This is a genomic window from Synechococcus sp. A15-62, assembly GCF_014280075.1.
Taxonomy (GTDB): Bacteria; Cyanobacteriota; Cyanobacteriia; order PCC-6307; family Cyanobiaceae; genus Parasynechococcus.
This window is the reverse complement of sequence record NZ_CP047950.1, coordinates 2150931-2176523: the sequence shown is the minus strand read 5'-3', so window position 1 is coordinate 2176523 and position 25593 is coordinate 2150931. Positions and strand designations below refer to the sequence as shown.

27 protein-coding genes are annotated in these 25593 nt (G+C 63.2%); 10 read left to right on the top strand and 17 right to left on the bottom strand.

Annotation, left to right across the window (positions count from 1 at the left end; translation table 11 throughout):
* Nucleotides 1-22: 22 nt before the first annotated feature.
* Entirely contained in the window at nt 23-1111 is a 1089-nt protein-coding gene (locus SynA1562_RS12325; protein ID WP_186494083.1) for a mechanosensitive ion channel family protein, read from the bottom strand.
* Nucleotides 1112-1193: 82 nt separating this feature from the next.
* Here SynA1562_RS12325 and SynA1562_RS12320 point away from each other — a divergent pair, with 82 nt between their 5' ends.
* From SynA1562_RS12320 to SynA1562_RS12305, 4 genes are read left to right on the top strand one after another with little or no spacing between them, the layout of a single operon-like run.
* Nucleotides 1194-2168: an ATP-binding cassette domain-containing protein gene (locus SynA1562_RS12320; protein WP_186494082.1), complete on the top strand. Its 975-nt coding sequence runs from the start codon at nt 1194-1196 to the stop codon at nt 2166-2168.
* The gene (locus tag SynA1562_RS12315) at nt 2168-2965 is read left to right on the top strand and encodes an ABC-2 family transporter protein (protein ID WP_186494081.1); all 798 of its coding nucleotides are present in this window, start codon (nt 2168-2170) and stop codon (nt 2963-2965) included. Before SynA1562_RS12320 ends, SynA1562_RS12315 begins: the two co-directional genes overlap by 1 nt.
* Complete coding sequence (locus SynA1562_RS12310) at nt 2965-3753, top strand: ABC transporter permease (protein ID WP_186495441.1); 789 nt, start codon at nt 2965-2967, stop codon at nt 3751-3753. The genes SynA1562_RS12315 and SynA1562_RS12310 overlap by 1 nt, the downstream gene beginning before the upstream one ends.
* A gap of 34 nt (nt 3754-3787) precedes the next feature.
* A complete protein-coding gene (locus tag SynA1562_RS12305; protein WP_186494080.1) occupies nt 3788-4411 on the top strand; it encodes a TVP38/TMEM64 family protein in 624 nt (207 codons plus the stop codon).
* Here the strand turns inward: SynA1562_RS12305 and SynA1562_RS12300 are convergent.
* The 3 genes from SynA1562_RS12300 to SynA1562_RS12290 are packed head-to-tail and all read right to left on the bottom strand — an operon-like array spanning nt 4387 to nt 7023.
* Nucleotides 4387-4572: a hypothetical protein gene (locus SynA1562_RS12300; RefSeq protein WP_186494079.1), complete on the bottom strand. Its 186-nt coding sequence runs from the start codon at nt 4570-4572 to the stop codon at nt 4387-4389. The genes SynA1562_RS12305 and SynA1562_RS12300 overlap by 25 nt on opposite strands.
* Nucleotides 4569-6611, bottom strand: coding sequence for an NAD-dependent DNA ligase LigA (ligA, locus tag SynA1562_RS12295; protein ID WP_186494078.1), 2043 nt, complete (start codon nt 6609-6611; stop codon nt 4569-4571). The genes SynA1562_RS12300 and ligA overlap by 4 nt, the downstream gene beginning before the upstream one ends.
* Nucleotides 6604-7023, bottom strand: coding sequence for a hypothetical protein (locus SynA1562_RS12290; RefSeq protein WP_011365474.1), 420 nt, complete (start codon nt 7021-7023; stop codon nt 6604-6606). The genes ligA and SynA1562_RS12290 overlap by 8 nt, the downstream gene beginning before the upstream one ends.
* A gap of 44 nt (nt 7024-7067) precedes the next feature.
* Here SynA1562_RS12290 and SynA1562_RS12285 point away from each other — a divergent pair, with 44 nt between their 5' ends.
* Entirely contained in the window at nt 7068-7643 is a 576-nt protein-coding gene (locus SynA1562_RS12285) for a SprT family zinc-dependent metalloprotease (protein ID WP_186494077.1), read from the top strand.
* Nucleotides 7644-7748: 105 nt separating this feature from the next.
* Nucleotides 7749-8282 carry a hypothetical protein gene (locus SynA1562_RS12280; protein WP_186494076.1) on the top strand — a complete coding sequence of 178 codons (534 nt, stop codon included), beginning with the start codon at nt 7749-7751 and terminating at the stop codon, nt 8280-8282.
* Here the strand turns inward: SynA1562_RS12280 and SynA1562_RS12275 are convergent.
* From SynA1562_RS12275 to SynA1562_RS12235, 9 genes are all read right to left on the bottom strand, one after another.
* Nucleotides 8279-8716 carry a hypothetical protein gene (locus tag SynA1562_RS12275; RefSeq protein ID WP_186494075.1) on the bottom strand — a complete coding sequence of 146 codons (438 nt, stop codon included), beginning with the start codon at nt 8714-8716 and terminating at the stop codon, nt 8279-8281. The two genes, SynA1562_RS12280 and SynA1562_RS12275, sit on opposite strands and share 4 nt — an antisense overlap.
* Before the next feature lie 90 nt (nt 8717-8806).
* Nucleotides 8807-9406, bottom strand: coding sequence for a chorismate lyase (locus SynA1562_RS12270; RefSeq protein WP_186495440.1), 600 nt, complete (start codon nt 9404-9406; stop codon nt 8807-8809).
* Nucleotides 9403-10080, bottom strand: a complete 678-nt coding sequence (locus tag SynA1562_RS12265) for a pilus assembly protein PilZ (RefSeq protein WP_255445669.1) — start codon at nt 10078-10080, stop codon at nt 9403-9405. The genes SynA1562_RS12270 and SynA1562_RS12265 overlap by 4 nt, the downstream gene beginning before the upstream one ends.
* A gap of 24 nt (nt 10081-10104) precedes the next feature.
* Nucleotides 10105-12036, bottom strand: coding sequence for a tRNA uridine-5-carboxymethylaminomethyl(34) synthesis enzyme MnmG (gene mnmG, locus SynA1562_RS12260; protein WP_186494074.1), 1932 nt, complete (start codon nt 12034-12036; stop codon nt 10105-10107).
* 73 nt (nt 12037-12109) lie between these two features.
* Entirely contained in the window at nt 12110-12778 is a 669-nt protein-coding gene (locus SynA1562_RS12255) for a hypothetical protein (protein WP_186494073.1), read from the bottom strand.
* A gap of 169 nt (nt 12779-12947) precedes the next feature.
* Complete coding sequence (locus tag SynA1562_RS12250) at nt 12948-13892, bottom strand: helix-turn-helix transcriptional regulator (RefSeq protein WP_186494072.1); 945 nt, start codon at nt 13890-13892, stop codon at nt 12948-12950.
* Nucleotides 13893-13977: 85 nt separating this feature from the next.
* Nucleotides 13978-15384: a replicative DNA helicase gene (gene dnaB, locus SynA1562_RS12245; protein ID WP_115160937.1), complete on the bottom strand. Its 1407-nt coding sequence runs from the start codon at nt 15382-15384 to the stop codon at nt 13978-13980.
* Between the two features lie 71 nt (nt 15385-15455).
* On the bottom strand, nt 15456-15914 hold the full coding sequence (gene rplI, locus SynA1562_RS12240; protein WP_186494071.1) for a 50S ribosomal protein L9: 459 nt from the start codon (nt 15912-15914) through the stop codon (nt 15456-15458).
* A gap of 87 nt (nt 15915-16001) precedes the next feature.
* Complete coding sequence (locus SynA1562_RS12235; protein WP_370593288.1) at nt 16002-16850, bottom strand: acyl-CoA desaturase; 849 nt, start codon at nt 16848-16850, stop codon at nt 16002-16004.
* A 202-nt stretch (nt 16851-17052) separates the two neighbouring features.
* Between SynA1562_RS12235 and SynA1562_RS12230 the strand changes: the two genes are divergently transcribed.
* From SynA1562_RS12230 to SynA1562_RS12215, 4 genes are all read left to right on the top strand, one after another.
* Nucleotides 17053-18345, top strand: a complete 1293-nt coding sequence (locus tag SynA1562_RS12230) for a methionine gamma-lyase family protein (protein WP_186494069.1) — start codon at nt 17053-17055, stop codon at nt 18343-18345.
* Nucleotides 18346-18355: 10 nt separating this feature from the next.
* Complete coding sequence (gcvH, locus tag SynA1562_RS12225) at nt 18356-18745, top strand: glycine cleavage system protein GcvH (protein ID WP_186494068.1); 390 nt, start codon at nt 18356-18358, stop codon at nt 18743-18745.
* A gap of 71 nt (nt 18746-18816) precedes the next feature.
* Nucleotides 18817-21687, top strand: a complete 2871-nt coding sequence (gcvP, locus tag SynA1562_RS12220) for an aminomethyl-transferring glycine dehydrogenase (RefSeq protein WP_186494067.1) — start codon at nt 18817-18819, stop codon at nt 21685-21687.
* Between the two features lie 129 nt (nt 21688-21816).
* Nucleotides 21817-22071, top strand: a complete 255-nt coding sequence (locus SynA1562_RS12215) for a hypothetical protein (RefSeq protein WP_186494066.1) — start codon at nt 21817-21819, stop codon at nt 22069-22071.
* Between the two features lie 2 nt (nt 22072-22073).
* Here the strand turns inward: SynA1562_RS12215 and SynA1562_RS13125 are convergent, their stop codons facing one another.
* From SynA1562_RS13125 to SynA1562_RS12200, 4 genes are all read right to left on the bottom strand, one after another.
* Nucleotides 22074-22280 carry a hypothetical protein gene (locus SynA1562_RS13125; RefSeq protein WP_255445668.1) on the bottom strand — a complete coding sequence of 69 codons (207 nt, stop codon included), beginning with the start codon at nt 22278-22280 and terminating at the stop codon, nt 22074-22076.
* Between the two features lie 100 nt (nt 22281-22380).
* Complete coding sequence (locus SynA1562_RS12210) at nt 22381-22896, bottom strand: NADPH-dependent FMN reductase (RefSeq protein WP_186494065.1); 516 nt, start codon at nt 22894-22896, stop codon at nt 22381-22383.
* 75 nt (nt 22897-22971) lie between these two features.
* Nucleotides 22972-23685, bottom strand: a complete 714-nt coding sequence (locus tag SynA1562_RS13135; RefSeq protein WP_186494064.1) for a rubrerythrin family protein — start codon at nt 23683-23685, stop codon at nt 22972-22974.
* A gap of 96 nt (nt 23686-23781) precedes the next feature.
* Nucleotides 23782-25584 (bottom strand): diflavin flavoprotein, encoded by a 1803-nt coding sequence (locus SynA1562_RS12200; protein WP_186494063.1) that lies wholly within the window; start codon nt 25582-25584, stop codon nt 23782-23784.
* Nucleotides 25585-25593 lie beyond the last annotated feature (9 nt).

Genomic DNA, 25593 nt, shown 5'->3' with positions numbered 1-25593 from the left:
TGATTTGCGATCGATAGATTGCTCAGGAGGGCTTGAGCATCCGGATTGGATCTTGAGCATCGCCACCTGATCCGGCATAAAGCGTGGTGCTCGGGAAGGCGAAATCGGCTCCGGCGCTTTGCACAATTTCGGCGATTTGCAAAAACACGCCTTGTTGAATATCAAGCCAGTCCTTCCAGACCGTGGTCTTCGTGAAGCAATAGATCATCAAATTGACGGATGATGAATCCCATTGGTTGAAGTTCACCAGGATGATTTGGTTCTGGTCGATGGCGGGATGGTGTTCAAGCATCGCGCGAATTGATGTGGTGATCTCATCAATGAGAGGAATGTCTTGGTAGCGCAGGCTGATGCTTGCCTTGATGCGACGGTTGTACATTTGCCCGGGATTTTCAATCGGTTTTGTCGCGAAAACCGAATTGGGGATGTAAAGCGGTCGACGCTCAAAAGTACGAATTTTGGTGTGATACCAGCCGATTTCTTCGACGGTTCCTTCCAGGCCATCGGTACTAATCCAATCGCCTTCTTTGAAGGGGCGATTGAAATAGAGCATGAATCCCGTTAGGAAGTTCTGGGAGATCTGTTGCGTGCTGAAGCCAATTCCAATGCCGGCGCCTCCAAGGAGAGTTGCCACGGCTGTGGTGGAAATACCAAAGGTCACCATCAGCCCTGCGGCGACTGCCACAATCGCTGCAATGGTGAACAACCTGTCGAGCAGGCTGATGAGCATTGCCTCATCTTTTGGATCGTCTAGCTCGAGCCAGTTCTCGAACGTGCGTGAGCGAAAAAACGCGTGGCCCAAGCGGTCGAGTGCCCAGCCACCCGAAATGATGATCAGTGTGGTTGATAAACGTTCACTGGAAAGTGAAGGCAGGTTGAAACGCTGCTCCAGGAGTTGCGTGATCCAGCCCAGGTAGAGGGCTGACGCAAGGCCCAGCATCAGGGGGTGCTTGATGGCTGATCGGGAGATCAGCGATCCAAGCCGGTTACGCCGCTTCTCGATAAAGCTGAGAACGAGCCAGAAGACCACCAAGCCTGCCGTGCCCAGCAGTACAGCTTGATAGCTGAACAAGGCATCCGAATTTGAGGGCATCGGAAGCGAAAAGTGCATGGGCGATCCAATGCTGCCCCTTTTTTGCTGCCGCTGGGCTTTTAGCCTTGGAGGGTGTTTTCAGCCACAACGGCCCTTCGCGTTGATCACAGTTGAGGGGCTGAGCAAGATTTACCGGGTTGCCGAGAAGCAACCCGGGCTGGCCGGCACCCTGCGCCACTTCATTCGCCGCCGCACCCGGGATGTGATGGCAGTGCAGGACGTTTCCTTCCGGATTGAACCCGGAGAAATTGTGGGCTTTCTCGGCGCTAACGGGGCTGGCAAGACCACTACTTTGAAGATGCTCTGCGGGCTGATCCACCCCAGTTCCGGGGAGGTGCAGGTGGCGGGGCACCGACCCCAGCGCCGTCAGGCGGAGTTCCTGCGCCGGATCACCCTGGTGATGGGGCAGAAGCAGCAGTTGCTCTGGGACCTGCCGCCGATGGATTCACTGCGGGTGAATGCGGCGGTGTACGGCATCCCCGATGCTGTGGCCCGGCGGCGAGTCAACGAGCTGTCTGATCTGCTGGAGCTGGGGGAGGAGCTCACCCGGCCGGTGCGCAAGCTTTCCCTGGGCCAGCGGATGAAGGCCGAATTGCTGGCGGCGCTGCTGCACGAGCCGGAGGTGCTGTTCCTCGATGAACCGACCCTGGGGCTGGATGTGAATGCTCAGGCCCGGGTGCGGCAGTTTCTGGCGGAGTACAACCGCCGCACGGGGGCAACGGTGCTACTCACCAGCCACTACATGGCTGACATCACGGCGTTGTGTCCCCGGGTGTTGCTGATCCACCAAGGGCGCTTGTTCCACGACGGGCCCCTCGAGTTGCTGGCCGATCAATTGGCGCCGGAGCGGGAGGTGCGGCTCGAGTTGGAGTCGCCCGTTGATGCGGATGCCCTGGAGGGGTTGGGGCGTCTAGAGCAGTTGGAGGGCTGTGATGTGCGGCTGTTGGTGCCCCGCGACCAGCTCACCGCCGTGGTGGCGCAACTGCTGGATCGCTTCCCCGTGCGCGATCTGGATGTGACCGATCCACCGATCGAGGAGCTGATCGGTGGGCTGTTCCGGCAGGGGCGGGTCTGATGCGGATCTTCGGGCTGAACCGGCGGATTATTCGGGTGCTGCTGGGCTCCCAGTACGCCCACATGCTCGAGTACCGCGCCGAGATCGCCCTCTGGGCTTTGTCCGGTGTGTTGCCGTTCATCATGCTCAGCGTCTGGAGCGGCAGTGACGCGCGCTCGGGGCTGGGGCTGGATGGCGTGGCCCTGGATCGCTATTTCCTCAGCGCCTTTTTGGTGCGCCAGTTTTCGGTGGTGTGGGTGGTCTATGCCTTCGAGGAAGACGCCCTGCTGGGTCGGCTCTCTCCTTACCTGCTGCAACCGCTGCATCCTCTCTGGCGTTACGTGGCGGCCCACCTCGGCGAGCAGCTCACCCGTCTGCCCTTTGCGGCCCTGATTGCAGCGGTGTTTTTTGCGGTGCGGCCCCAGGCCTTCTGGTTGCCGTCGTTGGGGGGCTTCCTGCTGGCCTGGCTGGCCACTTGGCTGGCCTTCGCCATTGCTTTCCTGTTCCAGAGTTTGATTGCGGCCCTCTGCTTCTGGAGTGAGAAGGCCAGTGCCCTGGAGCGGCTCCAGTTCATTCCCTTCCTGTTCCTGTCCGGTCTGCTGGCACCGCTCACGGCCTTTCCGCCGCTGGTGCGGGCCTTGGCCCAGTGGACGCCTTTCCCTTATCTGATCGACTTCCCGGCCAGGGTGCTGGCGGGTCAGCCGGTGGATCTGTTGGCGGGCTTTGGCGCGCAACTGGCTTGGATCGCTCTGCTGTTGCCGCTGGTGCTGCTGCTCTGGCGGGCCGGCGTGCGGCGCTACAGCGCCATGGGGGCCTGATGGGGCGCTACTGGCGAACCTTGCGTCGCTTCTGGGGCACGGCCGTGGCCGTGCAGCTGGAGTATCAGGCCAACGTGTTGATCGAGCTGTTGGCGGTGGCGATGAGCCTTAGCGGCAGCCTGTTCCTGCTTTCGTTGTTCTATGGCCCGGATCAGACGTTGGGGGGCTGGAGCTGGGCCCAGGCTCTGATGGTGCAGGGGCTTTACACGGTGTTCGATGGCATGGCCACCACCTGGTTGCGTCCGAACCTCGGCGCGATCGTCACCCATGTGCGTGAGGGCACCTTGGATTTCGTGCTGCTCAAACCGATCGACAGCCAGTTCTGGTTGTCGTTGCGCACGCTGTCGCCGGCGGGGCTGCCGGAGATCGCTCTGGGGCTTGGGCTTCTGGCCTGGGGCAGCCATCAGGCCGGTGTGGTGTTCAGCCTGTCTTCTCTTGTCACCGTGTTGGTGATGCTGCTGGCTGGTGGCTTGATTCTTTATTCGCTCTGGTTCCTGATTGCTGCCACAAGCATCTGGTTCGTCAAAACCTGGAATGCCACTGAGGTGTTGCGGGCTCTGCTGGCCTCCGGCCGTTATCCCCTCAACGCCTATCCGCCTGCTTTGCGCCTGTTGTTCACCCTGGTGCTGCCGGTGGCGTTTCTCACCACGGTTCCGGCTCAGGTGCTGTTGGGTGAGGCCACCGCACCAATGCTGCTGGCGGGCTTGGCTCTGGCGGCTTTGTTTTTTGCCGCGGCACGGGCCTTCTGGCTCTTTGCCCTGCGCTTCTACACCTCAGCATCAAGTTAGTGCAATGCTCCAGGCCATGCGTGGGTGAGTCCGCTTGATCTCCTTGGTTCAGCACTGGCTGCCGGATGTGTTGGAGCTGCTGCGCTCCCCCGCTGGGGCGCTGCTGTTCATACCGCTTTATGCCCTCTGGGTGACGCTGTTGCTGCCGGGGGTTTGGGCGTCGATGCTGGCCGGGGTGCTCTATGGCACTTGGCTTGGCAGTGGCCTGGTGTTTGTTGGGGCCTGCCTCGGGGCGTTGGTGGTGTTTCTGCTGGGGCGTTCGGTGCTGCGCGACTGGGCCCGGCGCCGGTTGGAGCAGTTCCCCAAGCTGCAGGCGGTGGAGCGGGCCGTGAGCAAGGAGGGCCTGAAGTTGGTGTTGTTGACGCGCCTCTCGCCCGCCTTCCCCTTTTCGCTGCTCAACCTGGCCTACGGCCTCAGTGAGGTGCGCCTGCGGGACTACAGCATCGGCTTGATCGGCATCCTCCCCGGCACGGTGCTGTTCTGCGGCTTGGGGGCCTTGGCCGGCGATGTGGCCCGGTTCGGTGAGGTGCTGGGGGGTGAGGCCGATGCCGGAACCTGGGCGCTGCGGCTGGTGGGAGTGCTCGCCACATTGGCCGTGGTCTGGCTGGTGAGCCGGGCGGCCCGGCGGGCGCTTCAGGATGTGGAGACGTCGCTCTGATCGGGATTGGGCAGATGCCAGTCCCGCAGGGCAGCGATCAGGATGAACCAGGCCAGGCGTGCGCGAGCAATTGGGCTTTTGCGCTGCTGCAGCTCAGCCAACTTGGCCCGGCCGCAGTCGGTTTTGATCCAGCGGTGCAGGGCAGGGGTGGATCGACTCATGGCTGCAGCAGGGCGGTGAGATCGTCTTCACTGAGCACCGTTACCCCGAGGCTTTCGGCTTTGGTCAGTTTGCTGCCGGCGGCTTCGCCCGCCACCAGGTAGTCGGTCTTCTTGCTGACGCTGCCGGTCACCTTGCCGCCCGCCGCTTCGATCAGCGCTTTGGCCTCGCTGCGGCTGAGGTTGGGGAGTGTGCCCGTGAGTACCAGGGTTTTGCCCTGCAGCACGCCGTCGCCATCAGCTCCGGCTTGGCTGGCGGCCTCCTGCTCGGAGTCACTCGCCTCCAGGGAGAGGCCGATGCTGCGCAAGTCCTGCAGCAGCTGTTGGTTGGCGGGGGTGCGCAGCCATTGGCCAAGGCTGGCGCTGATCTCCGGGCCGATGCCATGCAGTTCGGCGATCTGCTCCGGGGCCTCCAGCGCTGCTGCCACCAGGCTGCTCATGCTGAAGAAAGCGGCCGCGAGCGCTTTGGCGTTGACCTCGCCGATGTGGCGGATGCCGAGGCCGTAGAGCTGGCGGTGCCACGGCTGTTGTTTGGAGGCCTCCAGGGCCTCCACCAGGTTGGTTGCCGACTTGTCGCCCATCCGATCCAGGCTGGCGAGCAGGGCCGCATCCAGGCGGTAGAGATCCGCCAGCGAACCCACCAGGCCGCGGTCTACCAGCTGTTCGATCAACTTGCTGCCGAGCCCATCCACATCCAGGGCGCCCTTGCTCACCCAGTGCCGAAGACCACCTCTCAGGATTGCCGGGCAGCTGCTGTTCACACAACGGGTGGCGGCTTCATCGCCCTCCCGCACCAGGTTGGAGCCGCATTCGGGGCACTGCTGCGGCAGTTGCACCGGAGTGGCGTCGCTGGGCCTGAGCTCCGGCAGCACCCGCACCACTTCGGGAATGATCTCGCCGGCTTTGCGCACCACGATGGTGTCGCCCAGGTGCAGATCCAGTTCTGCGATCCGATCGGCGTTGTGGAGGGTGGCGCGGCTGACGCTCGTGCCGGCCAGGGCCACCGCTTCGAATTCGGCCACGGGGGTGATGGCACCGGTGCGGCCCACCTGAGCACCAACGCGGAGCAGACGGGTGGGGGCTTCTTCGGCGGGGTATTTGAGGGCGATGGCCCAGCGCGGGGCCTTCTGGGTGAAGCCGGCTTCGTCCTGCAGCTGCAGATCGTCCAGCTTCACTACCACGCCGTCGGTGGCATAGGGGAGGTCATGGCGACCTTGCTCCCAGTGGTCGCAGAAGCGCTGGATGGCGGCCAGGTCTCCGCAGAGCTCCCGGTTCGGGTTCACGCGGAAACCGGCCGAGTTCAGCCACTCAAGAGCTGCCCATTGGCCGGGGGGTTGGGCGTCACCCGGCAGGTGCAGGGTGTAGGCGAAGAAGTCGAGCCGGCGGGCGGCCACCACCTTCGGATCCAGTTGGCGCAGGGTGCCGGCGCAGGCGTTGCGGGGGTTGGCGAACAGCGCTTCGCCCCGTTGCTCCCGTTCGGCATTGATCGCCGCGAAGGTGGCATCGGGGATGAAGGCTTCGCCTCGCACTTCCACCCATTCCGGTGGGTTCTCGATCTGCAGCCGCAGCGGAATCGAGCTGATCGTGCGCACGTTGGCGGTGATTTCTTCACCACGGCTGCCATCGCCCCGGGTGGCGGCCCGCTCCAATACCCCGTTGCGGTAGCTCAGAGCCAAGGCGTTGCCGTCAATTTTCAATTCCCCCACCAGAGGCAGGCGGGTGTCATTGGGACGGTCCAGCACCTTGAGCAGCCGCTCGTGCCAGGCCTGCAGGTCGTCGCGGTTGAAGGCGTTGTCGAGGCTGAGCATGCCAACGCGGTGCTCAACGCTGGTGAATCCTTCCGCCGGAGCTCCGCCCACCCGCTGGGTGGGGCTGTCGGGCCGTTGTAGGCCCGGATCGTTCTGTTCCAGCTCGAGCAGCTCGCGATAGAGGCGGTCGTAGACCGCGTCCTCCATTACGGGTGCATCGAGAACGTAATAAGCGTGGCCGGCACGGTTGAGCAGGTGCCGCAGTTCCGCGGCCCGCTCGTGCGGATCAGCCATTGACCTGGTTGATGCGGGCAATGCGCCAGTTGTCGTCCACCTTGGTGAAGGTGAAGTCGAGGGGCAGTTCTTCGTCTCCTTCGGACTTCAACTTCACGGTGAGGATCAAGTTGCCTTCCTGCACGCGGGGGCGGCCGGACTTGAGGTTGCGGAACTTGTTCAGCTTGAGGCCCGCCAGGAAGCGGATGAACTGCTGGCGGCTCACGTGCTGGCGGTAGGCCTTAGTGGTGAGCAGGTAGGCACCATCAATGCGGCCGGCAGCCACCTGGGTGAAGAACTGCTTGATCAGGGGGTTGATGCCGCGGGCGTCGAGCACCAACTTCACGGCGTTGTAGATCCAGTACCCCAGCAGGGTGAGACCCCCGGCCAGCAGAGCTTTGCTGCCGATCTCACGCACCAGTCCCAGTTCCATCTCCAGCTCTCAAAGCAGGGCCGAGTCTGACTGACCACGGCAAGATGGCGCTGATTCGGATCTCCTCCCCCCGTTCTGTGCCTTTGCAGCCGCTGCTGCCGTTGTTTCACCGCCTCAACCGGGAGCATTTCGGCGGTGCGCTGGTGGATGGGGGCCAGCCGCTGACGGCGGTGCGCTGGAGCGATGGGCGGATGAGCCGCACGGCGGGGTTCTACCGCCGTGGCCCCGGGGTTGGTGAGGGCCGCGGCAGCGAAATTGTGTTGTCGCGGCCGGTGCTCGAGCCGTTGCCCCAGATCGCCACGGAAAGCACGCTTTGCCACGAGATGATCCACGCTTGGGTGGATCTGGTGCAGCGTCGCCGCGAAAGCCATGGTCCGCTGTTCCGGGACCGGATGGCCGCCATTAATGCAACCCAGAGCAGGTTTCAGGTGAGCATCCGCCACAGCTATCCGGTGCCGCCCCGGCCGCCCCGCTGGCTGGCGGTCTGTCCCCGTTGCGGCCGTCGCACCCCCTGCCGAAGGCGCACACGCAATGCCGCCTGCCGGGCCTGTTGCGTCGAGCATTTCCATGGCCGCTGGGATGCAAGCTGCGTGCTCAGTTATGTGGAGGCGGAGGGCTAGATGGAGGTGTTCTGGCTGTCTCTGGAGTGCGGCGGTGTGGTGATTGTGTTGCTGGGATTGCGGCGGGAACAGTGGTTGCGTCGACGCCGTCGGTAACGTCAGGGAATGGAGGAGCGCTTCGATCGGTTGGACCGTTTCCGTGATCAGCGGGATCGCCGTCTCGACCAGTTTTTGGAAACCGGCCGTCAGCTTGTTGATGGGGTGTCCGGTCGGCGACCAGGACAACGGCCCGGAGGGCGGCGCTCCGGTTTGGATCTCGATTCGGTGGGCCGCTGGGTCGGCGAAAAAGTTGAGTGGCTGCTGGAAGAGGAAGACGACTGGCAGGAGCCCTGGCAAGAGGCTGGCCGTGGCCGGCCAGAGCCTGCGCGTTCGATGCGTTCCGCCCGTCGCCCCCTCGAGGCCATCTCCCGCCGTGGCCGCCGCGGAACAGCAGCGCAGGCTCCAGCGCCCTCATCAACGCCGCCTGTGGCTCAGGAGTTCAACGCTGATCCTGGGGAGTGGCCGGAGGACGACAGCTTCCGGGTGCAGCGCTGGTCACGCTCGGCCCAGCCGGCAGCCCGTCCGGAGCCCGAAGCCGCCCCCAATCCAGCGGGTTCCCGCCGGGCTTTGCCGCGCTCCAGCCGCCGCCGGACCGACTAACGGCTGGGGTGCAGTGAGCGTGGGCTGACCCGGTAGCGGCATCCCCGTGCAGCGAGCTGGTGGTTCACATCGTCGAGCAGCTCTCCGGGCATCTCTTCCGCCATCTGGTCAGCTGTGGCGGTGATCGATGGGGATCCCACCTGCAGCGCTTCCAGCAGTTGGGTCCACTGCTCCACCTGCAGGCTGCGGCTCATTGGCTCATAGCCCTTCTGTTCCAGCAGCTGGCTGCAGACCTTGCGGTTCCAGAGAACGGTGCGACCCTGGCCGTGGGGGCCGGTCTGCATGGCGGCATTGGCGTTGAGGGCGCTCTGGGTGGGGCGCCCCCTCCTGTCACGCCAGCCTTGATGTTCGAGGGTCTTGCCGCAGTGAATCGCCGAAATGCCGTAGATCCGACCGAGGTCGGTGAGGCTGAGCCAGGAGGTGGTGGCAGCCATGACACGGTGAACCGAAGTGCCCACATCTTCCTGAGAGCACAACCAATGGCAAGTTGTCAAGAGCAAATCCCAACAAACTCGCAGGTTTGTTCATGAATTTTGTTGAAACTCCTGGCGCAGCGTGGGCCCGAGCCAGGTTTCGAGTTGCGGGCTGAACACTTCGCGAATCACGGTGAGGGCCTTGCCCTGGCGGAAGAAGCGGTAATGGCGGCTCCAGTAGGGGCCGCGATGGCCAAAGGTCTGATCGAGCCAGTCTCCCTCCACCAGTGCCAAGCCATCCACCTCACGGAACAGCTCGGAACGCCCTTCGGTGAGGCTTTTCCAGATCGGCTGGTTGCGGTCCCGCAGGTGCCAATCCGCTTCGGCTTGGTTCCACCAGCTTTCTGCCCAAGCCAGCGGGGTTCCGCCGCAGGTGAGCCACACCTGGCGGCGCAGCAGCGGTGCCATCAACTCCTTCACCTCCTCCGGTGCACCGGGATGGTCCGTCTGGTCCGCCTCCATGGCGATCAGATCCACGGCAACGGGCGAACCGGTGAGCAGGCGCAGGTGGCGGGTCGGGCTGCCATCACCCAGCAGCATCAGCCGCCAGGGGCCGGGCAGTTGCCGGGGCCCCTCCGCTGAGAGCACGGCATCGGTGGGGGCTTGCCAGAGCTGGTGCGGTGAGGGGTGAAGGCGGGGGGCGGGGTTCAGAACAGTCCTCCCACCGAGAGGGTTTGGCGTTGGCCGTTGCGGCTGATCACGACACCGCTGTCGGTGACGTCCGTGAGCACCCAGCCGCTGCTGCCGATCGCTTCACCGATGCCGGCGGACACCGATCCCTGCCCAAGTTGAAAAATCGCGGAACTGGAGCCACCGGGGCCCTTCACCACACCAGTGAGTTGGGGGACGGGTGGCATCGGCGCCAACGCCTGATCGCTGCCCAGGGGCTCAACCGTCAAGGGTTGTTGGATCGGCACGGTCAGCGGTTCGAGGCTTTGGATCGCCAGGGAAGCGTCTTCGGGCGTTGCCGTCTCTTCTGCGCGGCTCTCTTGTGCAGCCACTTGCTCGCGCAACTGCTCGATTAGGGCGGCGTTTTGCTTCCGTTCCAGCTCCAGGCGGGAGCGCTGAAGGCTGCTCACCAGCCAGGCGCTGCAGATCACGCCGGCAACGGCGACACCACTGATCAGCGGCAGCAGCCAGGTGGAGGGGGAGCGGCGCTTGGTTGGTTCGGTTGGTTGGGTTGTTGGTTCGTGCACATCCACATCCACCGGCACAACGTTCGGCTGGGTTGGGGTGGTGACCGTCCCACGGTCGAACACGTTGTCCATCACCTGCTCAGTCCGCAGGTTCCAGTAGGCACGTGAGGTGGGAACCCGGGCTGGCACTGCAGAGATTTCAGAAGTCCAACGCTATCGAGCTTCTGCGCTGGGGGCGAGGGGTTGGCGTTCCCTTTGCTGCAGTTCCAGCCACATCAACAGGGCGGTGATGTCGGCTTTGCTGACGCCGGGGATGCGGCTGGCTTGCCCAAGGGTGCTGGGTTGAATGGCCGTGAGCTTTTCGCGGGCTTCATTGGAAAGCGTGCCGATGCCGGCGTAGTTGAGATCGGCTGGCAGCTTGCGCTGGCTCTGGCGCTTCACCTGATCGATCTGTTGCTGCTGCCGTTGCAGGTAGCCGTTGTATTTGATGTCGATTTCAGCGCCTTCGCGCACGGGCAGCGGCAGATCGGCATCGGCCAGGCCATGGCGGACAAGATCGGCGGCGTGCATACCGGGCCGGCGCAGCAGGTCGGCCAGGGTGATCGAGCCTTTGATTGCTGCACCGGTTTCCTCTTCCACCGTTGGGGCCACCGGATCGCTCACCTTGAGCCGCACGCTTTCCAGCCGCTGCTTTTCACCCTCCATCGCCTGGAGCTTGTCTTCGAACAGCTGCCAGCGGCGGTCGTCGATCAGGCCCAGCTCACGGCCCAATGGTGTGAGGCGGCGGTCGGCGTTGTCACCGCGGAGGATCAGGCGGTATTCGCTGCGGCTGGTGAGCACCCGGTAGGGCTCGCGCAGGTCTTTGCTCACCAGATCGTCGATCATCGTGCCGATGTAGCTGCCCTCACGCGGGAAGTGCACCGGCTCCTGGCCGCCGATCAGCCGGGCGGCGTTGACGCCGGCCACCAGGCCCTGGGCCGCGGCTTCCTCATAGCCCGTGGTGCCATTGAGCTGGCCGGCGCTGAACAGGCCGCGCACCCGCTTGGTTTCCAGGGAGGGTTTGAGTTGGGTGGCGGGCAGATAGTCGTAATCCACGGAATATGCCGGCCGCAGCATCACGGCTTGCTCCAGGCCCGGCAGGCTGCGCAGCAGTTGCAGCTGGATCGGTTCCGGTAGGCCGGTGGAGAAGCCCTGTACATAGATCTCCGGGGTGTCGCGCCCCTCCGGCTCGAGGAAGATCTGGTGGCTGTCCTTGTCCGCGAAGCGAACGATCTTGTCTTCGATGGAGGGGCAGTAGCGCGGGCCCTTGCTGTCGATCACCCCGCCGTAGATGGCAGTGAGGTGCAGGTTGTCGCGGATCAGCTGATGGGTTTCTGCGGTGGTGCGGGTGATGTGGCAGCTCATCTGCTCACCGCTCACCCAGGCGGCTGGGTCAAAGGAGAAGAAACGATCGGCTGCATCGCTGGGCTGCTCTTCCAGCTGATCGAGGGCGATGCTGCGCCGGTCCACCCGGGCGGGGGTGCCGGTTTTGAGCCGGTCGGTCTGGAAGCCGAGCTGCTGCAGCGCTTCGGTGAGCCCTTCGGCGGCCTGCTCTCCGGCGCGGCCAGCGGCCATTGATTGATGCCCCACCCAGATACGGCCCCCCAGGAAAGTGCCGGCGGTGAGGATCACCGCGTCAGCGCCATAGACGCTGCCGAAATAGGTGCGGATGCCGCTGATGCGTTGCTGGCCGCCTTCACCGCTGGTTTCCAGGCCGGTCACCATTGCTTCGCGTAGGGCGAGGTTTGGGGTGTGCTGCAGCAGCTGCAGCATCTGGCGGGAATAAAGGCGTTTGTCGGTTTGGGCGCGCAGGGCCCACACCGCCGGGCCGCGGCTGGCGTTGAGGATGCGCTTCTGGATGGCGGTGGCATCAGCCAGCCGCCCGATCACGCCACCGAGGGCATCCACTTCATGGACGAGCTGGCTTTTGGCGGGGCCGCCGACGGCCGGGTTGCAGGGCTGCCAAGCGATGCGATCAAGATTGAGGCTGAACAGGGCGGTGTTCAGGCCCAGCCGGGCGGCGGTGATCGCTGCTTCACAACCGGCATGGCCGCCGCCAACCACGATCACGTCGAAGGATTCGGTGGGGGCGGCGCTGAAGCTCATGGCTTCATTATCGGCACCCGAGAGTTTTTAAGGCTCGTTGGCTCGGCATCCACGGTTTCAAAGACGTTGTCTCTCAGTAATCAGTCGCCAGGGCAGTGCCCAAGAGAATGGTCTCGTTGATCCCTTTATTTACTGATGTTTCTTGTTCAATGATTGGCATGGAAATGGTTTTCAAAGGATCGGCATGGATAAAAGTGTTTGTCGCGAATTTATTTTCAGCGTTATCGATTTGCGCTGTTTGTATGCCGGCCTCTTTGCTTTGATGTTGAGGTGAAATGGTGTTGTGGAGTGCCTTCGCCATGCCAAGAGCGAAGAAAAAAGGATGAAGGAATGCCCTTAGAATCATAAAAAATGGTGATTGGAATTTGATCAGGCTTGATTCGCTGAATGAATTGCTCTGACTTGGCTCGTGTTTCGGCCTTGATAAGGAGTCTTTGGGCTCAAAACTGCAAATTCTCTGTTGCTTGAAGAGCACGGTTACTTCGTCTTGTTCGGTTCCCTTGAAGCCGCCTTGAGCGTTGGCTTTGGCTCTGAAAGTTAATGAAGCATCTGGAGATGTGCACCCTTTTAGCTTTGTTTCCTGAGGTGTGTTCCAGTTCTCAGGTGTAAAGGTCATTGTTGGATTCAAGACTTTTAGGTTTGGATTTTCGGAAAGACTGACCTCAACCCTTACGGCACTGCTGGGCCGCTTCGTGAGCACGACGCCAATATTTTTTAAAGTTTTGGGATCGAGCCTGCCCAAAGCTTTAAGCGCAGCAACTGCGTACTTTTCGGCCCCTCAGGTGATGGATGGACAGCTCATAATGCGCGAAAGGATCTGAGAATTTCCTGAGAAGGTGGAGCTGAACGAGGAGCTTTACCAAAGTTGGCTGCTCCAGTTGTAGACCTGGGCCGCGGATGGGCGCCTCTTCTCAGCAGGCGTTGATGCACTGCGGCTGAAGCCAGGCCAAGCGACCGACCAGCTGAAGCGCATCGCCAATCGGCTCGCGACCGGTGAGACACGAGACCTTCCCACCATTGAGGTCTTGGTGCTGGCGCTGCTTGGGGTTGATCAGCAACTGCCGCACCCGATCCAAGCGGATCGAGCGTTGCAGTTCGAGGGGTGTGAGTTGGAAGTGTTCTTTGGCCCCTTGGAACAGCGATGTTCGTGATTGAAAAATCTCGCTGCTGATCTCCTCAATCTTTAGTGGTGTTTTGGGGTTCTTGTCGCACCAGTGCAGCACGTCGATGGCCGCCTGGTGCTGCGTTTCCCGTTTGGCGATGGGGAGCGTTTCTGCTGTTGGATCTTCAAAGCAACGGATCAGGGTTGGTATCAGCTGATCCGATGTCTCTGTCTGTGCAGCATCGGCTTGGCCATGCATCAGAGCCATCAGGTGGCGTTGAAGCTGCTCAAGCAGAGGAGGTTGAACTTCGAGTTGATTGGTTGTCTCCCAGCGTTTCATCAGGAGTGGACCGCCCGTTGGCCCATGGCGGTCGAGCCAGGCCGCCTTGTTGATCACCACTGTTGCCAACCTTGCTCCAGCGGGAACTTTGAGATCGAAATCGATCAAGCCGCGGTTGTATCCCATCAGGCCCGCCCACGGCATAGAGATGCCCTGGGCTTGGTAGGCCCCGTCGCACTTTGATGGATCCAGGGGAATGGCCAGGGTGCAGGGTTCGCGGCGCCGCGCGCCGCTGAGGAACAGGTTTTGATTGGTGCTCAGCAGGTTTAACCGAAAGCCGTCAAACCCCCAGGCCTGCACCCGTCCCTTGAGCAGGCCGGAGCTCAGTTGCAGGGCAACCAGGTCTGGAGAGAGCGGTTGGAACAGCTCCTGCAGGTCTGCGCAACTCTCGAAGCTTGCATCGAGGAGCTTCACCGGGGCCGATGGGTTGATCCCTGCCGCGTGTTGTCGGGTCTGATGTTGCGTTCCATGCCCTGGTGTTTCAAGCGTCCCGAAAGAATCAGGCCGCCAGGTTGCGGAAGCGGGTGAACTGCGGCTCGAACAGCAGCTTCACTGTGCCCACCGGACCGTTGCGGTGCTTGGTCACGATCACTTCGGTGATGCCGCGGTCGGGGGTTTCCGGGTTGTAATACTCGTCGCGGTAGATCATCAGCACCAGGTCGGCGTCCTGCTCGATTGAGCCCGATTCCCGCAGGTCGCTCAGCATCGGTCGCTTGTTGGTGCGTGCCTCCACACCCCGGCTCAGCTGGGAGAGGGCAATCACCGGCACGTTCAGTTCCCGCGCCATCTGTTTCAGGCCCCGGGTGATGCGCGACAGCTCCTGCACCCGGTTGTCGGAGCCCGAGCCTTCCATCAGCTGCAGGTAGTCGATCATCACCAGCCCCAGCTCCTTGCCCTGTTCCGCCATCAGCCGCCGGCAGAGCGAGCGCATCTCCAGCACGCCGGAGTTGGGTTTGTCGTCGATGAAGATCGGCAGTTGCCCCAGGCTGTTGATGCCCTGGCCCAGCAGCGGCCATTCCTCCTGCTGCAGCCGGCCGGTGCGCAGCCGGCCCGCTTCGATGCCCACCTCCATCGAGAGCAGGCGGTAGGTGAGCTGCTCCTTGCTCATCTCTAGGGAGAACAGGCACACCGGCATGTCGTGCAGCTGGGCCACGTTCTTGGCCAGGTTCAGCGCGATCGAGGTTTTGCCCATGGCCGGCCGGCCCGCCACGATGATCAGGTCGCTGCGCTGCAGGCCCTGGGTCATCGCATCCAGGTCGTAGAAATTCACCGGGATGCCGGCCACCGAGGTGCCCAGCGAGCGGCTTTCGATCTCCTCAAAGGTCTGGGTGAGGATTTCGGCGGTGGGGGTGAGCCCTTTGGAGGGTTTCTCCTGGCTGATGGCAAAGATCTTCTGCTCCGCCTGATCCAGCACCTGCTCCATCGGCAGGCTCTGATCAAAGCCCAGCTGGATCACTTCATTGCCGGAGCGGATCAGCTGGCGGCGCAGGAACTTGTCCATCACCAGCCGGGCCACCTGCTCGATCGAGGCGGTGGACGGCACCCGCTCCACCAGCTCCACCAGTCGGTTGTTGCCGCCCACCTTCTCGAGGGCGCCGGTGTCGGCCAGCCAGGCGCTCATGGCGGTGAGATCCGTCGGCTTGCCCTGGCCGTGAAGCATTAGGGCGGTGCGGAAGATCTCCCGGTGGGCGTTCAGATAAAACGCTTCCGGCTGCAGCACATCGGCCACACGCCCGATTGCATCGGGATCCAGCAGGATGCCGCCCAGCACCGCTTCCTCCGCCTCCAGGTTCTGGGGCGGAAGCGAATCTGGCAGAGCCTCGAAATTGGGCTCATCGTCGCGTCGGCCCTGGCCAAAACCACGGCGTCCCCCATCGTTGTTCTCTGGCAGGGGGACGCTCACCATGGCGGCAGGGCGTGAAGCGAAGGGATCACACTCTGGCTCGAATGAGCCGTTTGAGTGTCAATTGACAGCGATCAGTAGCCGACCACTTCCAGGTTGATCTCAGCGGTGACTTCGCTGTGCAGCTTCACCGTCACGGTGAACTTGCCGGTGCGGTGGATCTCAGGCACCACGATGTCGCGGCGGTCGATCTCCTTCTTGGTGGCGGTTTCGATGGCTTCTGCCACGTCACCGTTGGTGACGGTGCCAAACAGCACGTTGTCTTCACCGGTTTGCTTCTTCACGGTGAAGCGCCCAATGGTGGAGAGGGCAGTCTTGAAGTCGACGGCTTCTTGCTTCAGGGCGGCCTGACGCTCAGCTTCCTTGGCCCGGCGGTGCTCCACCTGCTTCATCACCGCAGGGGTGAGGGGCACAGCTTTGCCGAAGGGCAGCAGGAAGTTACGGGCGTAACCGGGAGCCACTTCCACCAGGTCTCCGTCCTTGCCGAGGCTGAGGACGTCCTCATTCAGAACGACTTGTACACGCTTAGGCATGGGACCGGTAGGAAGGATGGAGACGGGTGCGATCGACCACGTTACGACGTGGCCTGTTGTTGAAGATGGTTTTGAGCCTCAGGAGGCTCAGGGCACATAACGAGCTGTGCGGATCCGGCTGGCCAGTCCAAGCCGCTTGAGCAGGCGCACATGTTGCCAGGTGAGATCAAACTCAAACCAGCGCAAACCGTGGCGAGCACTGGCCGGATGAGCGTGGTGGTTGTTGTGCCAGCCCTCACCGAAGGAGAGCAGCGCCACCCACCAGCAATTGCGGGACAGGTCGGGGCAATCGAAATTGCGGTAGCCGAAGGCGTGGGTGGCGGAGTTCACCAGCCAGGTCACGTGGTACACGACCACGAGGCGCAGAGGAATGGCCCAAAGCACCAGGCCAATGCCACCGCCATGCACCTGGGCGGCTTCACCGAACCAGTAGAGCCCCAGGCCCAGGGGGATTTGCAGCAACAGGAACCAGCGGTCGAGCCAGCGATAGAAGGGGTCGCACTGAAGGTCGCCGGCGTAGCGGTCGAGTTCCTTCAGGGCAGGGATGTCATGCAGCATCCATTCGCTGTGGGCCCACCACAGGCCACGGCCAGCGTCATGGTGATCCGTGGGCTGATCTGAAAAACGGTGGTGATGGCGATGCAGACCCACCCATTCGATCGGGCCGCTCTGGCAGGCGAGGGTGCCCATCAGCACCAGGATGCGCTCAACCCACACCGGGACCACCATGCTGCGGTGTGCCACCAGACGGTGCAGGCCCAGGGTGACGCCCAGAACCGTCATCCAATAGAGAACGCCGAAGGCCACAACGCCCTGCCAGCTCCAGAAGCGCGGGAGCAGAGCCACGGTTGCAAGCACGTGCATCACCACCATGAAGCTGGTGGTTCCCGTCTTGAATTTGCGCTGACGCGCCGGCAGGGGGTCGCGCGGTGCCATCACCGCGGCCCGTTGCCGAAGCTCGCGGGTGTCAGCTGTTTGCGAGGAAACCAAGCGGATTCTCCTTGGATTGACAAAGCCGCTCAGACAGGAAAACCAGGGAGCGGATGGTGCCGTTAGTGACAGAAATCTAAAGGAGTTGGCAAACAGCAGAGGTTCGGTCGGGTTGTGAATCCTGGCTTTGGTCAGGGTTTAGGAAGGCATGACATCCGTCAGGCAAGTGGTGATCAGTGCGTTTGCAGAGGAACTGATCGACGCGGTGGCGCGGGATCAGGCCGACCTGGCTGCAGCGAGGACGGCGGCGGTGGGGCAACGCTTGCAGCGCGTGTTGGAGGCCTTGGCGGCCGAGCGCGTTGGAACCCAGCATTTCGCGTCGCTCACCGGTTATGGCCACGGGGATCAGGGCCGTGAGGTGGTGGATCGGGTCTTTGCCCGGGTGCTGGGGGCTGAAGCCGCCGCGGTGCGCCTGCAATTCGTCAGCGGCACCCATGCCATCGCCGCTGCGCTGTTCGGGGTGTTGCGGCCCGGTGATCGTTTGCTTTCAATCACGGGCCGTCCCTACGACACCCTTGAGGAGGTGATCGGTCTGCGCGGCAAGGGCCAGGGTTCCCTGGCGGAATTCGGGGTTGCCTACGACGAAATCGATCTGCAGCCCGATGGGGCGGTCGATGAGGCGGCGTTGAGCCAAGCCCTGGAGCACCCCTGCCGGTTGGTGTTGATCCAGCGCAGCTGTGGCTACAGCTGGCGTCCGTCGGTCACGGTTGAGCAGATTGCCGGGCTGTGTGAGCGCATCCATGCCCGCCAGCCCGACTGCGTTGTCTTTGTCGACAACTGCTATGGCGAATTGGTGCAGGAGCAGGAGCCGACGGCGGTTGGGGCGGATCTGATCGCTGGATCGTTGATCAAGAACCTCGGCGGCACCATTGCCCCCACTGGCGGCTACATCGCAGGACGGGCCGATCTGGTGGAGCAGTCCTGCTGCCGGCTAACGGCGCCGGGGATCGGCAGTGAGGGCGGAACGGGATTTGACCTGCAGCGGCTGGTGCTGCAGGGGCTGTTCCTCGCGCCGCAGATGGTTTCGGAGGCCTTGATTGGCGCCGATCTGGTGGCGGGGGTGTTTGAGCGGCTGGGCTTCCCCGTGAACCCGCTGCCAGGTGCGGTGCGCAGCGATTTGATCCAGGCGGTGCGGCTGGGCAGTCCGGACGCTCTCAAAGTCGTGTGCCGTGCCTTCCAGGCGATGTCGCCGATCGGGGCCTACCTCGATCCAGTGCCTGCCTCGATGCCTGGCTATGCCTCTGATCTGGTGATGGCTGGTGGAACCTTCATCGACGGCTCCACCAGTGAATTTTCGGCCGATGCGCCGCTGCGGGAACCGTTCAACCTCTATGTGCAGGGCGGCACCCATCGCGCCCACATCCGCTTGGCCCTGTCCCGTGCGTTGTGTGACCTCAATGCGGCAGGACTGATCAATCTCCCGCAGACTGGGACCACCTGAAACTGCGTCGATGGCGTTCGCGTTCCCCGACTCTTTTCGCTTCGCTGACAGCCACGAGTACGCCAATGCCGATGGTGAGCTGGTGCGGGTGGGCATCAGTTCTTTCGCCGTGGATCAGCTAGGCGACATCGTTTTTGTGGATCTGCCGGATGTGGGCGCCAGCCTGGCGAAGGGCACCAGCTTTGGCTCGGTGGAGTCGGTGAAGGCTGTGGAAGACATGTATGCACCGATTGCCGGTGAGGTGGTGCAGCGCAATGAAGCGGTGCTGGCCAGTCCGGAGGAACTGCAGAACGACCCCCACGGTGAGGGCTGGCTGCTGGTGCTGCGTCCGTCGGATCCCTCCGAGCTCGACAGCCTGATGACCGCCGAGGCCTACGGCGCCAAGGTCAACGCTGGCTGACATCAACGCTGACCGACATCAGCGCCGGGGCTTCGCTCTTACGATCGCCCGACGGACTGCTGCATTCGACGTTGACTTCTCCTTTTGCGCAGCGGCACATCGGCCCGAGTGAGACGGAACAGCTCCGCATGCTCAATGCCCTGGGCTACAGCGATCTGCAGGAGTTCATCGCTGATGTCGTGCCCGCCGACATCCTCGACCCAGCACCGCCGGTCGAAGCTTTGCCCGAGGGATGTGGCGAGGCGGAGGCCCTGCGGCAGCTGAAGCAGTTGAGCGAGACCAACACGCTGCGCCGTTCTTTGATCGGGCTGGGTTACTACGGCACAGCAACCCCGGCCCTGATCCAGCGCCACGTTTTTGAGAATCCGGCCTGGTACACCGCATACACCCCCTACCAGGCGGAAATCGCCCAGGGTCGCTTGGAGGCCCTGCTCAACTTTCAAACCCTGATCAGTGAGCTCACGGGCTTGCCGATCGCCAACGCGTCGCTGCTGGATGAAGCCACCGCAGCTGCGGAGGCCATGAGCCTCAGCTTTGGGGTGTGCCGTCGCCCTGAGGCGACCCGGTTTTTGGTGGACGCGAATGTGCTGCCACAAACCTGGGCGGTGCTGCAGACCCGCGCCGAACCCCTTGGCATCAGCCTTGAGCGGATCGACCCGGCCACAGCGTCGATCGACGCGTCCGTGTTCGGAGTGCTGTTGCAGTTGCCCGGCGCCGATGGATGCCTCTGGGATCCATCAGCCGTGATCGACGCGGCCCATGCCGCCGGTGCCTTGGCCACTGTGGCCATCGATCCCCTGGCGCAGACCCTGATGGCGCCCGTGGGATCCCTGGGGGCCGACATTGCCGTGGGCAGCGCCCAACGCCTGGGGGTGCCGATGGGATTCGGTGGCCCCCATGCCGCCTTCTTCGCCACGGTTGAGGCCTACAAGCGCCAGATCCCCGGCCGTTTGGTGGGGCAATCCAAAGATGCAGAAGGTCGCTCGGCCCTGCGCTTGGCGCTGCAAACCCGTGAGCAGCACATCCGTCGCGACAAGGCCACCAGCAACATCTGCACGGCCCAGGTGCTGCTAGCTGTGATGGCCTCGTTTTATGCGGTGCATCATGGGCCCGATGGTTTGCAGGCCATCGCCCAGCGCATTGTTGGCCTGCGCTGCCAGCTGGAGCAGGGCCTGCGAGCCCTTGGCTATCCGCTGGAGGTCGCCGATCGCTTCGACACCGTCACCGTGCGCTGTGCGTCGGCACCGGCTGTGCACCGCGCTGCCGCAGCGGCAGGTTTCAATCTGCGGGTCCTGCCCGATGGCGCAGCGACGGCGGACGCCACCGGATTCGGCATCAGCCTGGATGAGCTCTCGGATCAACGGGAGCTGCAAGCCCTCCTCGCACTGTTGGCTGAGGCCTGCGGCCAGGAGCTGCCGGAGCTTGAGGCTGAGCAGCCCCCTTCCCTCTCCCTGCCGTCGCGCAGCCAACCCTGGCTGAGCCAGCCGGTCTTTCACCAGTACCGCAGCGAATCAGAGCTGATGCGCTACATCCAGCGGTTGGTGAGCCGTGATCTGTCGCTTGTGCACGGGATGATTCCGTTGGGCAGCTGCACCATGAAGCTCAATGCCGCCGCTGAGCTGCAGCCTGTGAGCTGGCCTGCGTTCGCGGCGTTGCATCCCTTTGCCCCAGCTGATCAGGCCCAGGGCTATCGCCGTCTGGCTAATGATCTGGAGCAATGGCTGGCTGCCCTGACGGGATTTGCCGCCGTGTCGTTGCAGCCCAATGCCGGTTCCCAGGGGGAATACGCAGGGCTGCTGGTGATTCGCGCCTGGCATCGCTCCCGCGGTGAGGCCGATCGCGACATCTGTTTGATCCCCACCAGCGCCCATGGCACCAATCCCGCCAGTGCCGTGATGGCCGGCCTCAAGGTGGTCGCCGTGGCCTGCGATGACGAGGGCAACATCGATCAGCAGGATCTTGCGGCCAAGGCTGCCCAGCACGCCGACAGGTTGGCAGCGCTGATGGTCACCTATCCCTCCACCCACGGCGTGTTCGAGACCGGCATCCGTGAGATCTGCTCGGTGGTGCATCAGCACGGCGGTCAGGTGTACCTCGATGGGGCCAACCTCAATGCCCAGGTGGGGCTGTGCCGTCCCGGTGCCTTCGGTGCCGATGTCTGCCACCTCAACCTGCACAAGACCTTCTGCATTCCCCATGGGGGTGGTGGTCCTGGAGTGGGGCCGATTGGTGTGGCGGCGCATCTGGAGCCCTTTCTGCCGGGGCATCCCTTGCAGGCAGGTGCCGCATCGGCCATCGGCCCTGTGTCCGCAGCAGCGCTCGGCAGTGCCAGCATCCTGCCGATCAGCTGGATGTACCTGCGGATGATGGGGGCGGAGGCCCTGCGGCAGGCCAGTGCCGTGGCGCTGTTGTCGGCCAACTACCTCGCCCATCGGCTCGACGCTTCGTACCCCGTGCTGTTTCGAGGCAGTACCGGGTGTGTGGCTCATGAATGCATCCTCGACCTGCGCCCGCTCAAACGGGATGCGGGGATCGATGTGGATGACATCGCCAAGCGTTTGATGGACTACGGCTTCCATGCGCCCACCGTCAGCTGGCCGGTGGCGGGAACGGTGATGGTGGAGCCCACCGAAAGCGAAAGTCTGGCGGAGCTGGATCGTTTTGCCGATGCCCTGGTGGCGATCCGCGAGGAGATTCGCGCCATTGAAACCGGCTCCAGCGATCCTCAGGACAACCCGCTCAAGCGTGCTCCGCACACCCTGGCTGCCGTCACAGCGGATCAATGGGACCGTCCCTACAGCCGTCAGCAGGCCGCCTTCCCGATGGAGGGACAGCAGGAGAGCAAGATCTGGCCCTCTGTGGCTCGGATTGACAACGCCTTTGGTGATCGCAACCTGGTGTGCACCTGTCCTTCGGTGGAGGCGGTGGCAGTGGCGGCTTGAAGCCCTGGTGTAAGGGGTTCAGACCGTGTAAATTTTCACTGAAAACGGAAAAATTGGTTTGATTCCGTTCATCGCCCTTGCGAGTTCGGTCAAACTGTTCGACAACTGATTCGTCTGTCGGGGGACACCATGGATCGGGACAACAACAAGAAATCTGCACTCAGCAGCATTGAAGGGCCTGCCCTTCCTCAACTTCCGGATGGTCTGGAATCGGCCTTCAATCGCGGCCACACCTTGTCAATTGAAGGAACCAATGTGATTCGGGTTCCCTTCGGTACCCGCCGTTCCCGTCGCAGCCGCCCGGAGCGGCCCGATCACTGGGCCACCTTGGTGATTCCTTTTCAACCGGTTGGCGATCCCACCCCACCACCAGCAGCGGCCTGAGTTCAGGCCACGCCAATTTCAGATTCTTCCTGGCCGAGACGCCAGTCCAGCAAGGCTTTGACGTCAGCGAGTGAGCAAGTTGGTGTACGGAATGGCAGCAACCGCATCGGGCTACGTTCCGGCCTCACCAGCCAGCTCCGGTTAGTTTGAGGCATCAAAAGAAAGCCGCGGTACCGAACCGAGGCCTCTTGGCCGTTCATGAATCCCATCGCTCTAGGGATTGTTTGTAAGTGACTCCGTCATTTCAGGGCACAAGATCTGGTGTCTCGCGCTTGCACCAGATCTTTTCCGGTTTGCTTTACGCCAGGGTCAGAGCTCGAGCGGTGACATCTGCAGAAGTCGCTGCACCAGGTCGCTGATGCTGTCGTCCTGAGCGGGTTTGGCGTGATTGCTCAGCAGTTGCCGTCCCACCACCTGAGCCCCGAGGTGGGTGAGCTGGATGCGCAGCGACACCAGCAGTTCCATGCCTCCACCGCCGGAGAAGGTGGCCATGGCAATCGGCCGCCCGTTGAACAGGGATCGGAAGTCGTCGTCCGTCACCGAGAGCCAGGCAATGGCATTGGTGAGCGACGGCGGAATCGAGCCGTTGTATTCCGGGGCGTAGATCACCCAGCGTGGTGCTCGGTGCAGCTGGTCGTGAACGCCCGCCAGGTCAGGACCTGGTCCTGCTGCCTTCACGCGCGGCGTGAACAAAGGCAGGTCGAGCTGCGTGAGGTCGATCAGTTCGGCGCTGGCGTTTTGAGCCGCAGCGGCCTGCACGAAGCGTTCCGCCAGCTTGAGGTTCTCGCCATTGCTCGCTGTCAGAACAATGAGATCAGGGGGCATGGAGACGATGGCTCTTGAGGGAATCGTGCAAGGTCTCGTCTGTTTTCACAACGAGACCCTTCAACTGCCGGGGCGTCAGGCCGCTTTCAACTCGGCTTCGCGGTAGGGGACGAAGCTGGCTTTGCGGGCGCCGCAGATCGGGCACTGCCAATCGTCGGGAATTGCCTCGAAGGGGGTGCCTGCGGCGATGCCGGAATCCGGATCCCCCTCAGCGGGGTCGTAGATCACTGAGCACACCTTGCAGATCCACTTGCCCGGGATCGGTTGATCGGCTTGGCCTGCGGTGCCCTTGCCTTGCAGGGCCTCGAGGGCAACGCCATAGGTTTCGGCGTGATGCTGTTCGATTGGGGTCAGCAGGCCGAAGTTCTTGGCGGCGGTGCGGAATTGGCCGGCATGTTCTTTGGATTCGCTGCTTTGCTCGGCGAATTCCGCTTCGGCTCCGCTGTCCCGGTCCTGCCGGGCCTGGGCGGTGAACTCCGGATACATCGTTGTGTACTCGTAGGTTTCGCCTTCAATCGCCAGCTCCAGGCAGCGGCTCAGGATGGCCTGCTTTTCATCGTTGCTGAGCTGCTCGGGATCGCTCACCACCAACTCAGGGTGCAGCAGGCGGAAGTGGGCAAAGGCGTGTTCTGTTTCCTGCGCTGCGGTGTCCCGAAACAGTTTGGCTAGGTCTTTGTGGCCCAGTTGTTTAGCCACCTCTGAGAAGAACAGGTATTTGCGGTTGGCCATGCTCTCGCCGCCAAAGGCGGCTTCGAGGTTGGCGTGGGTGGAGGGCTTGGAGAGGTCCACGGTCTTGCGAGGCAGTGGTTACGTCGCCAGCTTATGGCTAACTCATAGTCGCTATGAGTTAGAGAGTGGTTCGGGTTGCCGGATCGGGCTGCCAGCTCAGTAGTTGGCGCCGCTGCGGCGTTGGTGCACCGCGGTGCTGCCCTCAGCATCCATTACCCCGCCGTGATCCACTTCGGCGTAGATCAGCCAGTGGTCGCCGCATTCCATTCGCTGGCTTACCTTGCCGTCTAGCCAGGCCAGGGCATCCGGCAGCAACGGCTGCTCGGCGGGGCTGGTGTCCAGCTCAAGGCCTGCAAAGCGATCGGCACCGGGTTCGAACGGTTGCAGGAACTGCTTCATCAGGGCGGTTTCGCGCCCTTCGGCCAGCACGTTCAAGGCGAAGCGATCGCCCTTGTGCAGCAGCGCTTCCACGGCACGGTCCTTGGCCACGGCCACGGTGATGCCGGGGGGATTGAAGCTGGCCTGACTCACCCAGCTGGCCACCATGGCGCCGCTCAGATCGGCTTTGCGGGTGGTGAGCACGCAGAGGGAGCCGATCACACGGCCCAACGCCAGCACCGCTGGATCGCTGCGGCTTTCGCTCAAGCCCCCCGCACTGCGCCGTTGCGCCCGTTTCTGACTCTGCAGCAGCTGGCGGGCGAAACGGGTGCCGGTTTCCTCTAGCTCCTTCGCCCGGGCAGCATCCGGACTGAACTTCACCCGGATCGGCTCGAAGCCAAAGCTGAAGCCGCCATCCCGCAGCTTCGTTTCCAGCAGATCCACCGCCTCGCCGCTCCAGCCGAAGCTGCCGAACACTCCCACGGGTTTGCTGCGATCCCCTTCCGCCAAGAGGGTTCCCAGGGCCGAGACGATCGGTGTAGGGGCATGGCCCCCCAGGGTTGGTGAGCCGATCAACACGGCATCGGCCTGCTGGATCGTGCTCACCAGTTCATCGGCGGGGGTGAATTCGCAGTTCAAGCTGCTCACCCGGATGCCGGTGCGGCTGACCCCGCGGGCCAGGGCATCAGCAATGGCTGCGGTGTTGCCGTAGGCGCTGGCAAACAGCAGGGCCACCGTCAGGCTGGCGGTCTGCTGGCCTTCGCCCCAGCGGCGGTAGTCATTCAGGAGGCTGCGCCAACTGGCTTCAATCGCTGGGCCATGGCCCGGTGCGATGGTGCGGATGTCGAGCTCTTCGAGCCGTTCCACCAGGGCATCCACCTGACGGGCCATGGGGGCCATCAGGCAGTCATAGAAGTGACGGCGCTCTTCTTCTGTGCTGCTGCGGTTGCGTTCGGCCCAGCTGTCTGTGCAGAGGTGGGCACTGAAGAACTTGTCGCTCATCAGCAGGCCCAGGCTTTCCTCGAACGCCAGCAACCCGCCCGGCCAGCGGGGGGTTGGGGCTGGCAGCAGCATCAAGCTGCGCTGATGGCTGAGGGGAAGTGGTTGCTCGTGGCGGATGACCCGCAGCGGGGGCAGGTCTGGCAGTGGTGGTTGCTCGCTCGTCTCACCGGGAGGGGCCGGCTTGCGTTGGCTCCAAAGCTCCTCGATCAACTTGGCGCCCGGGTTGGAGACGATCAGTTCCAGACCGGCATAGGTCTCCGCCAGTTCCCTCAGCAGGGCAACGCGGTTGGGGTTGACGTGGCCCACCACCACCAGCAGCGGCGCGTCGCTGCTGGGCAGGGCGTCGGCAAGCACCGGCAGAAAGGCCGCGCTGTAGGCCATGCCTGGAGGGTGGACCAGCACGGCCGGGGCGCCATCACCGGCCTCAAACAACACACTGTTGGCGGTGCTGCCCCGCTCCAGGGCGTATTCCAGTTCGAAGCGGTGCCGCTGGGGGCTCAGACCGCGCAGACCAATGACCCCATCGTCGATCGGCAGCTGGATCGTGCGACGCGTGGTTGCGGTGCTGGTCACGCTCATCTTCGAAGC

Coding starts and splice junctions, on each gene's coding strand:
- SynA1562_RS12325 (WP_186494083.1), bottom strand. CDS start 1,111: ATGCACTTTTCGCTTCCGATGCCCTCAAATTCGGATGCCTTGTTCAGC.
- SynA1562_RS12315 (WP_186494081.1), top strand. CDS start 2,168: ATGCGGATCTTCGGGCTGAACCGGCGGATTATTCGGGTGCTGCTGGGC.
- SynA1562_RS12310 (WP_186495441.1), top strand. CDS start 2,965: ATGGGGCGCTACTGGCGAACCTTGCGTCGCTTCTGGGGCACGGCCGTG.
- SynA1562_RS12300 (WP_186494079.1), bottom strand. CDS start 4,572: ATGAGTCGATCCACCCCTGCCCTGCACCGCTGGATCAAAACCGACTGC.
- ligA (WP_186494078.1), bottom strand. CDS start 6,611: ATGGCTGATCCGCACGAGCGGGCCGCGGAACTGCGGCACCTGCTCAAC.
- SynA1562_RS12290 (WP_011365474.1), bottom strand. CDS start 7,023: ATGGAACTGGGACTGGTGCGTGAGATCGGCAGCAAAGCTCTGCTGGCC.
- SynA1562_RS12285 (WP_186494077.1), top strand. CDS start 7,068: ATGGCGCTGATTCGGATCTCCTCCCCCCGTTCTGTGCCTTTGCAGCCG.
- SynA1562_RS12280 (WP_186494076.1), top strand. CDS start 7,749: ATGGAGGAGCGCTTCGATCGGTTGGACCGTTTCCGTGATCAGCGGGAT.
- SynA1562_RS12275 (WP_186494075.1), bottom strand. CDS start 8,716: ATGGCTGCCACCACCTCCTGGCTCAGCCTCACCGACCTCGGTCGGATC.
- mnmG (WP_186494074.1), bottom strand. CDS start 12,036: ATGAGCTTCAGCGCCGCCCCCACCGAATCCTTCGACGTGATCGTGGTT.
- dnaB (WP_115160937.1), bottom strand. CDS start 15,384: ATGGTGAGCGTCCCCCTGCCAGAGAACAACGATGGGGGACGCCGTGGT.
- rplI (WP_186494071.1), bottom strand. CDS start 15,914: ATGCCTAAGCGTGTACAAGTCGTTCTGAATGAGGACGTCCTCAGCCTC.
- SynA1562_RS12235 (WP_370593288.1), bottom strand. CDS start 16,850: ATGGCACCGCGCGACCCCCTGCCGGCGCGTCAGCGCAAATTCAAGACG.
- SynA1562_RS12230 (WP_186494069.1), top strand. CDS start 17,053: ATGACATCCGTCAGGCAAGTGGTGATCAGTGCGTTTGCAGAGGAACTG.
- gcvH (WP_186494068.1), top strand. CDS start 18,356: ATGGCGTTCGCGTTCCCCGACTCTTTTCGCTTCGCTGACAGCCACGAG.
- SynA1562_RS12215 (WP_186494066.1), top strand. CDS start 21,817: ATGGATCGGGACAACAACAAGAAATCTGCACTCAGCAGCATTGAAGGG.
- SynA1562_RS13125 (WP_255445668.1), bottom strand. CDS start 22,280: ATGGGATTCATGAACGGCCAAGAGGCCTCGGTTCGGTACCGCGGCTTT.
- SynA1562_RS12210 (WP_186494065.1), bottom strand. CDS start 22,896: ATGCCCCCTGATCTCATTGTTCTGACAGCGAGCAATGGCGAGAACCTC.
- SynA1562_RS12200 (WP_186494063.1), bottom strand. CDS start 25,584: ATGAGCGTGACCAGCACCGCAACCACGCGTCGCACGATCCAGCTGCCG.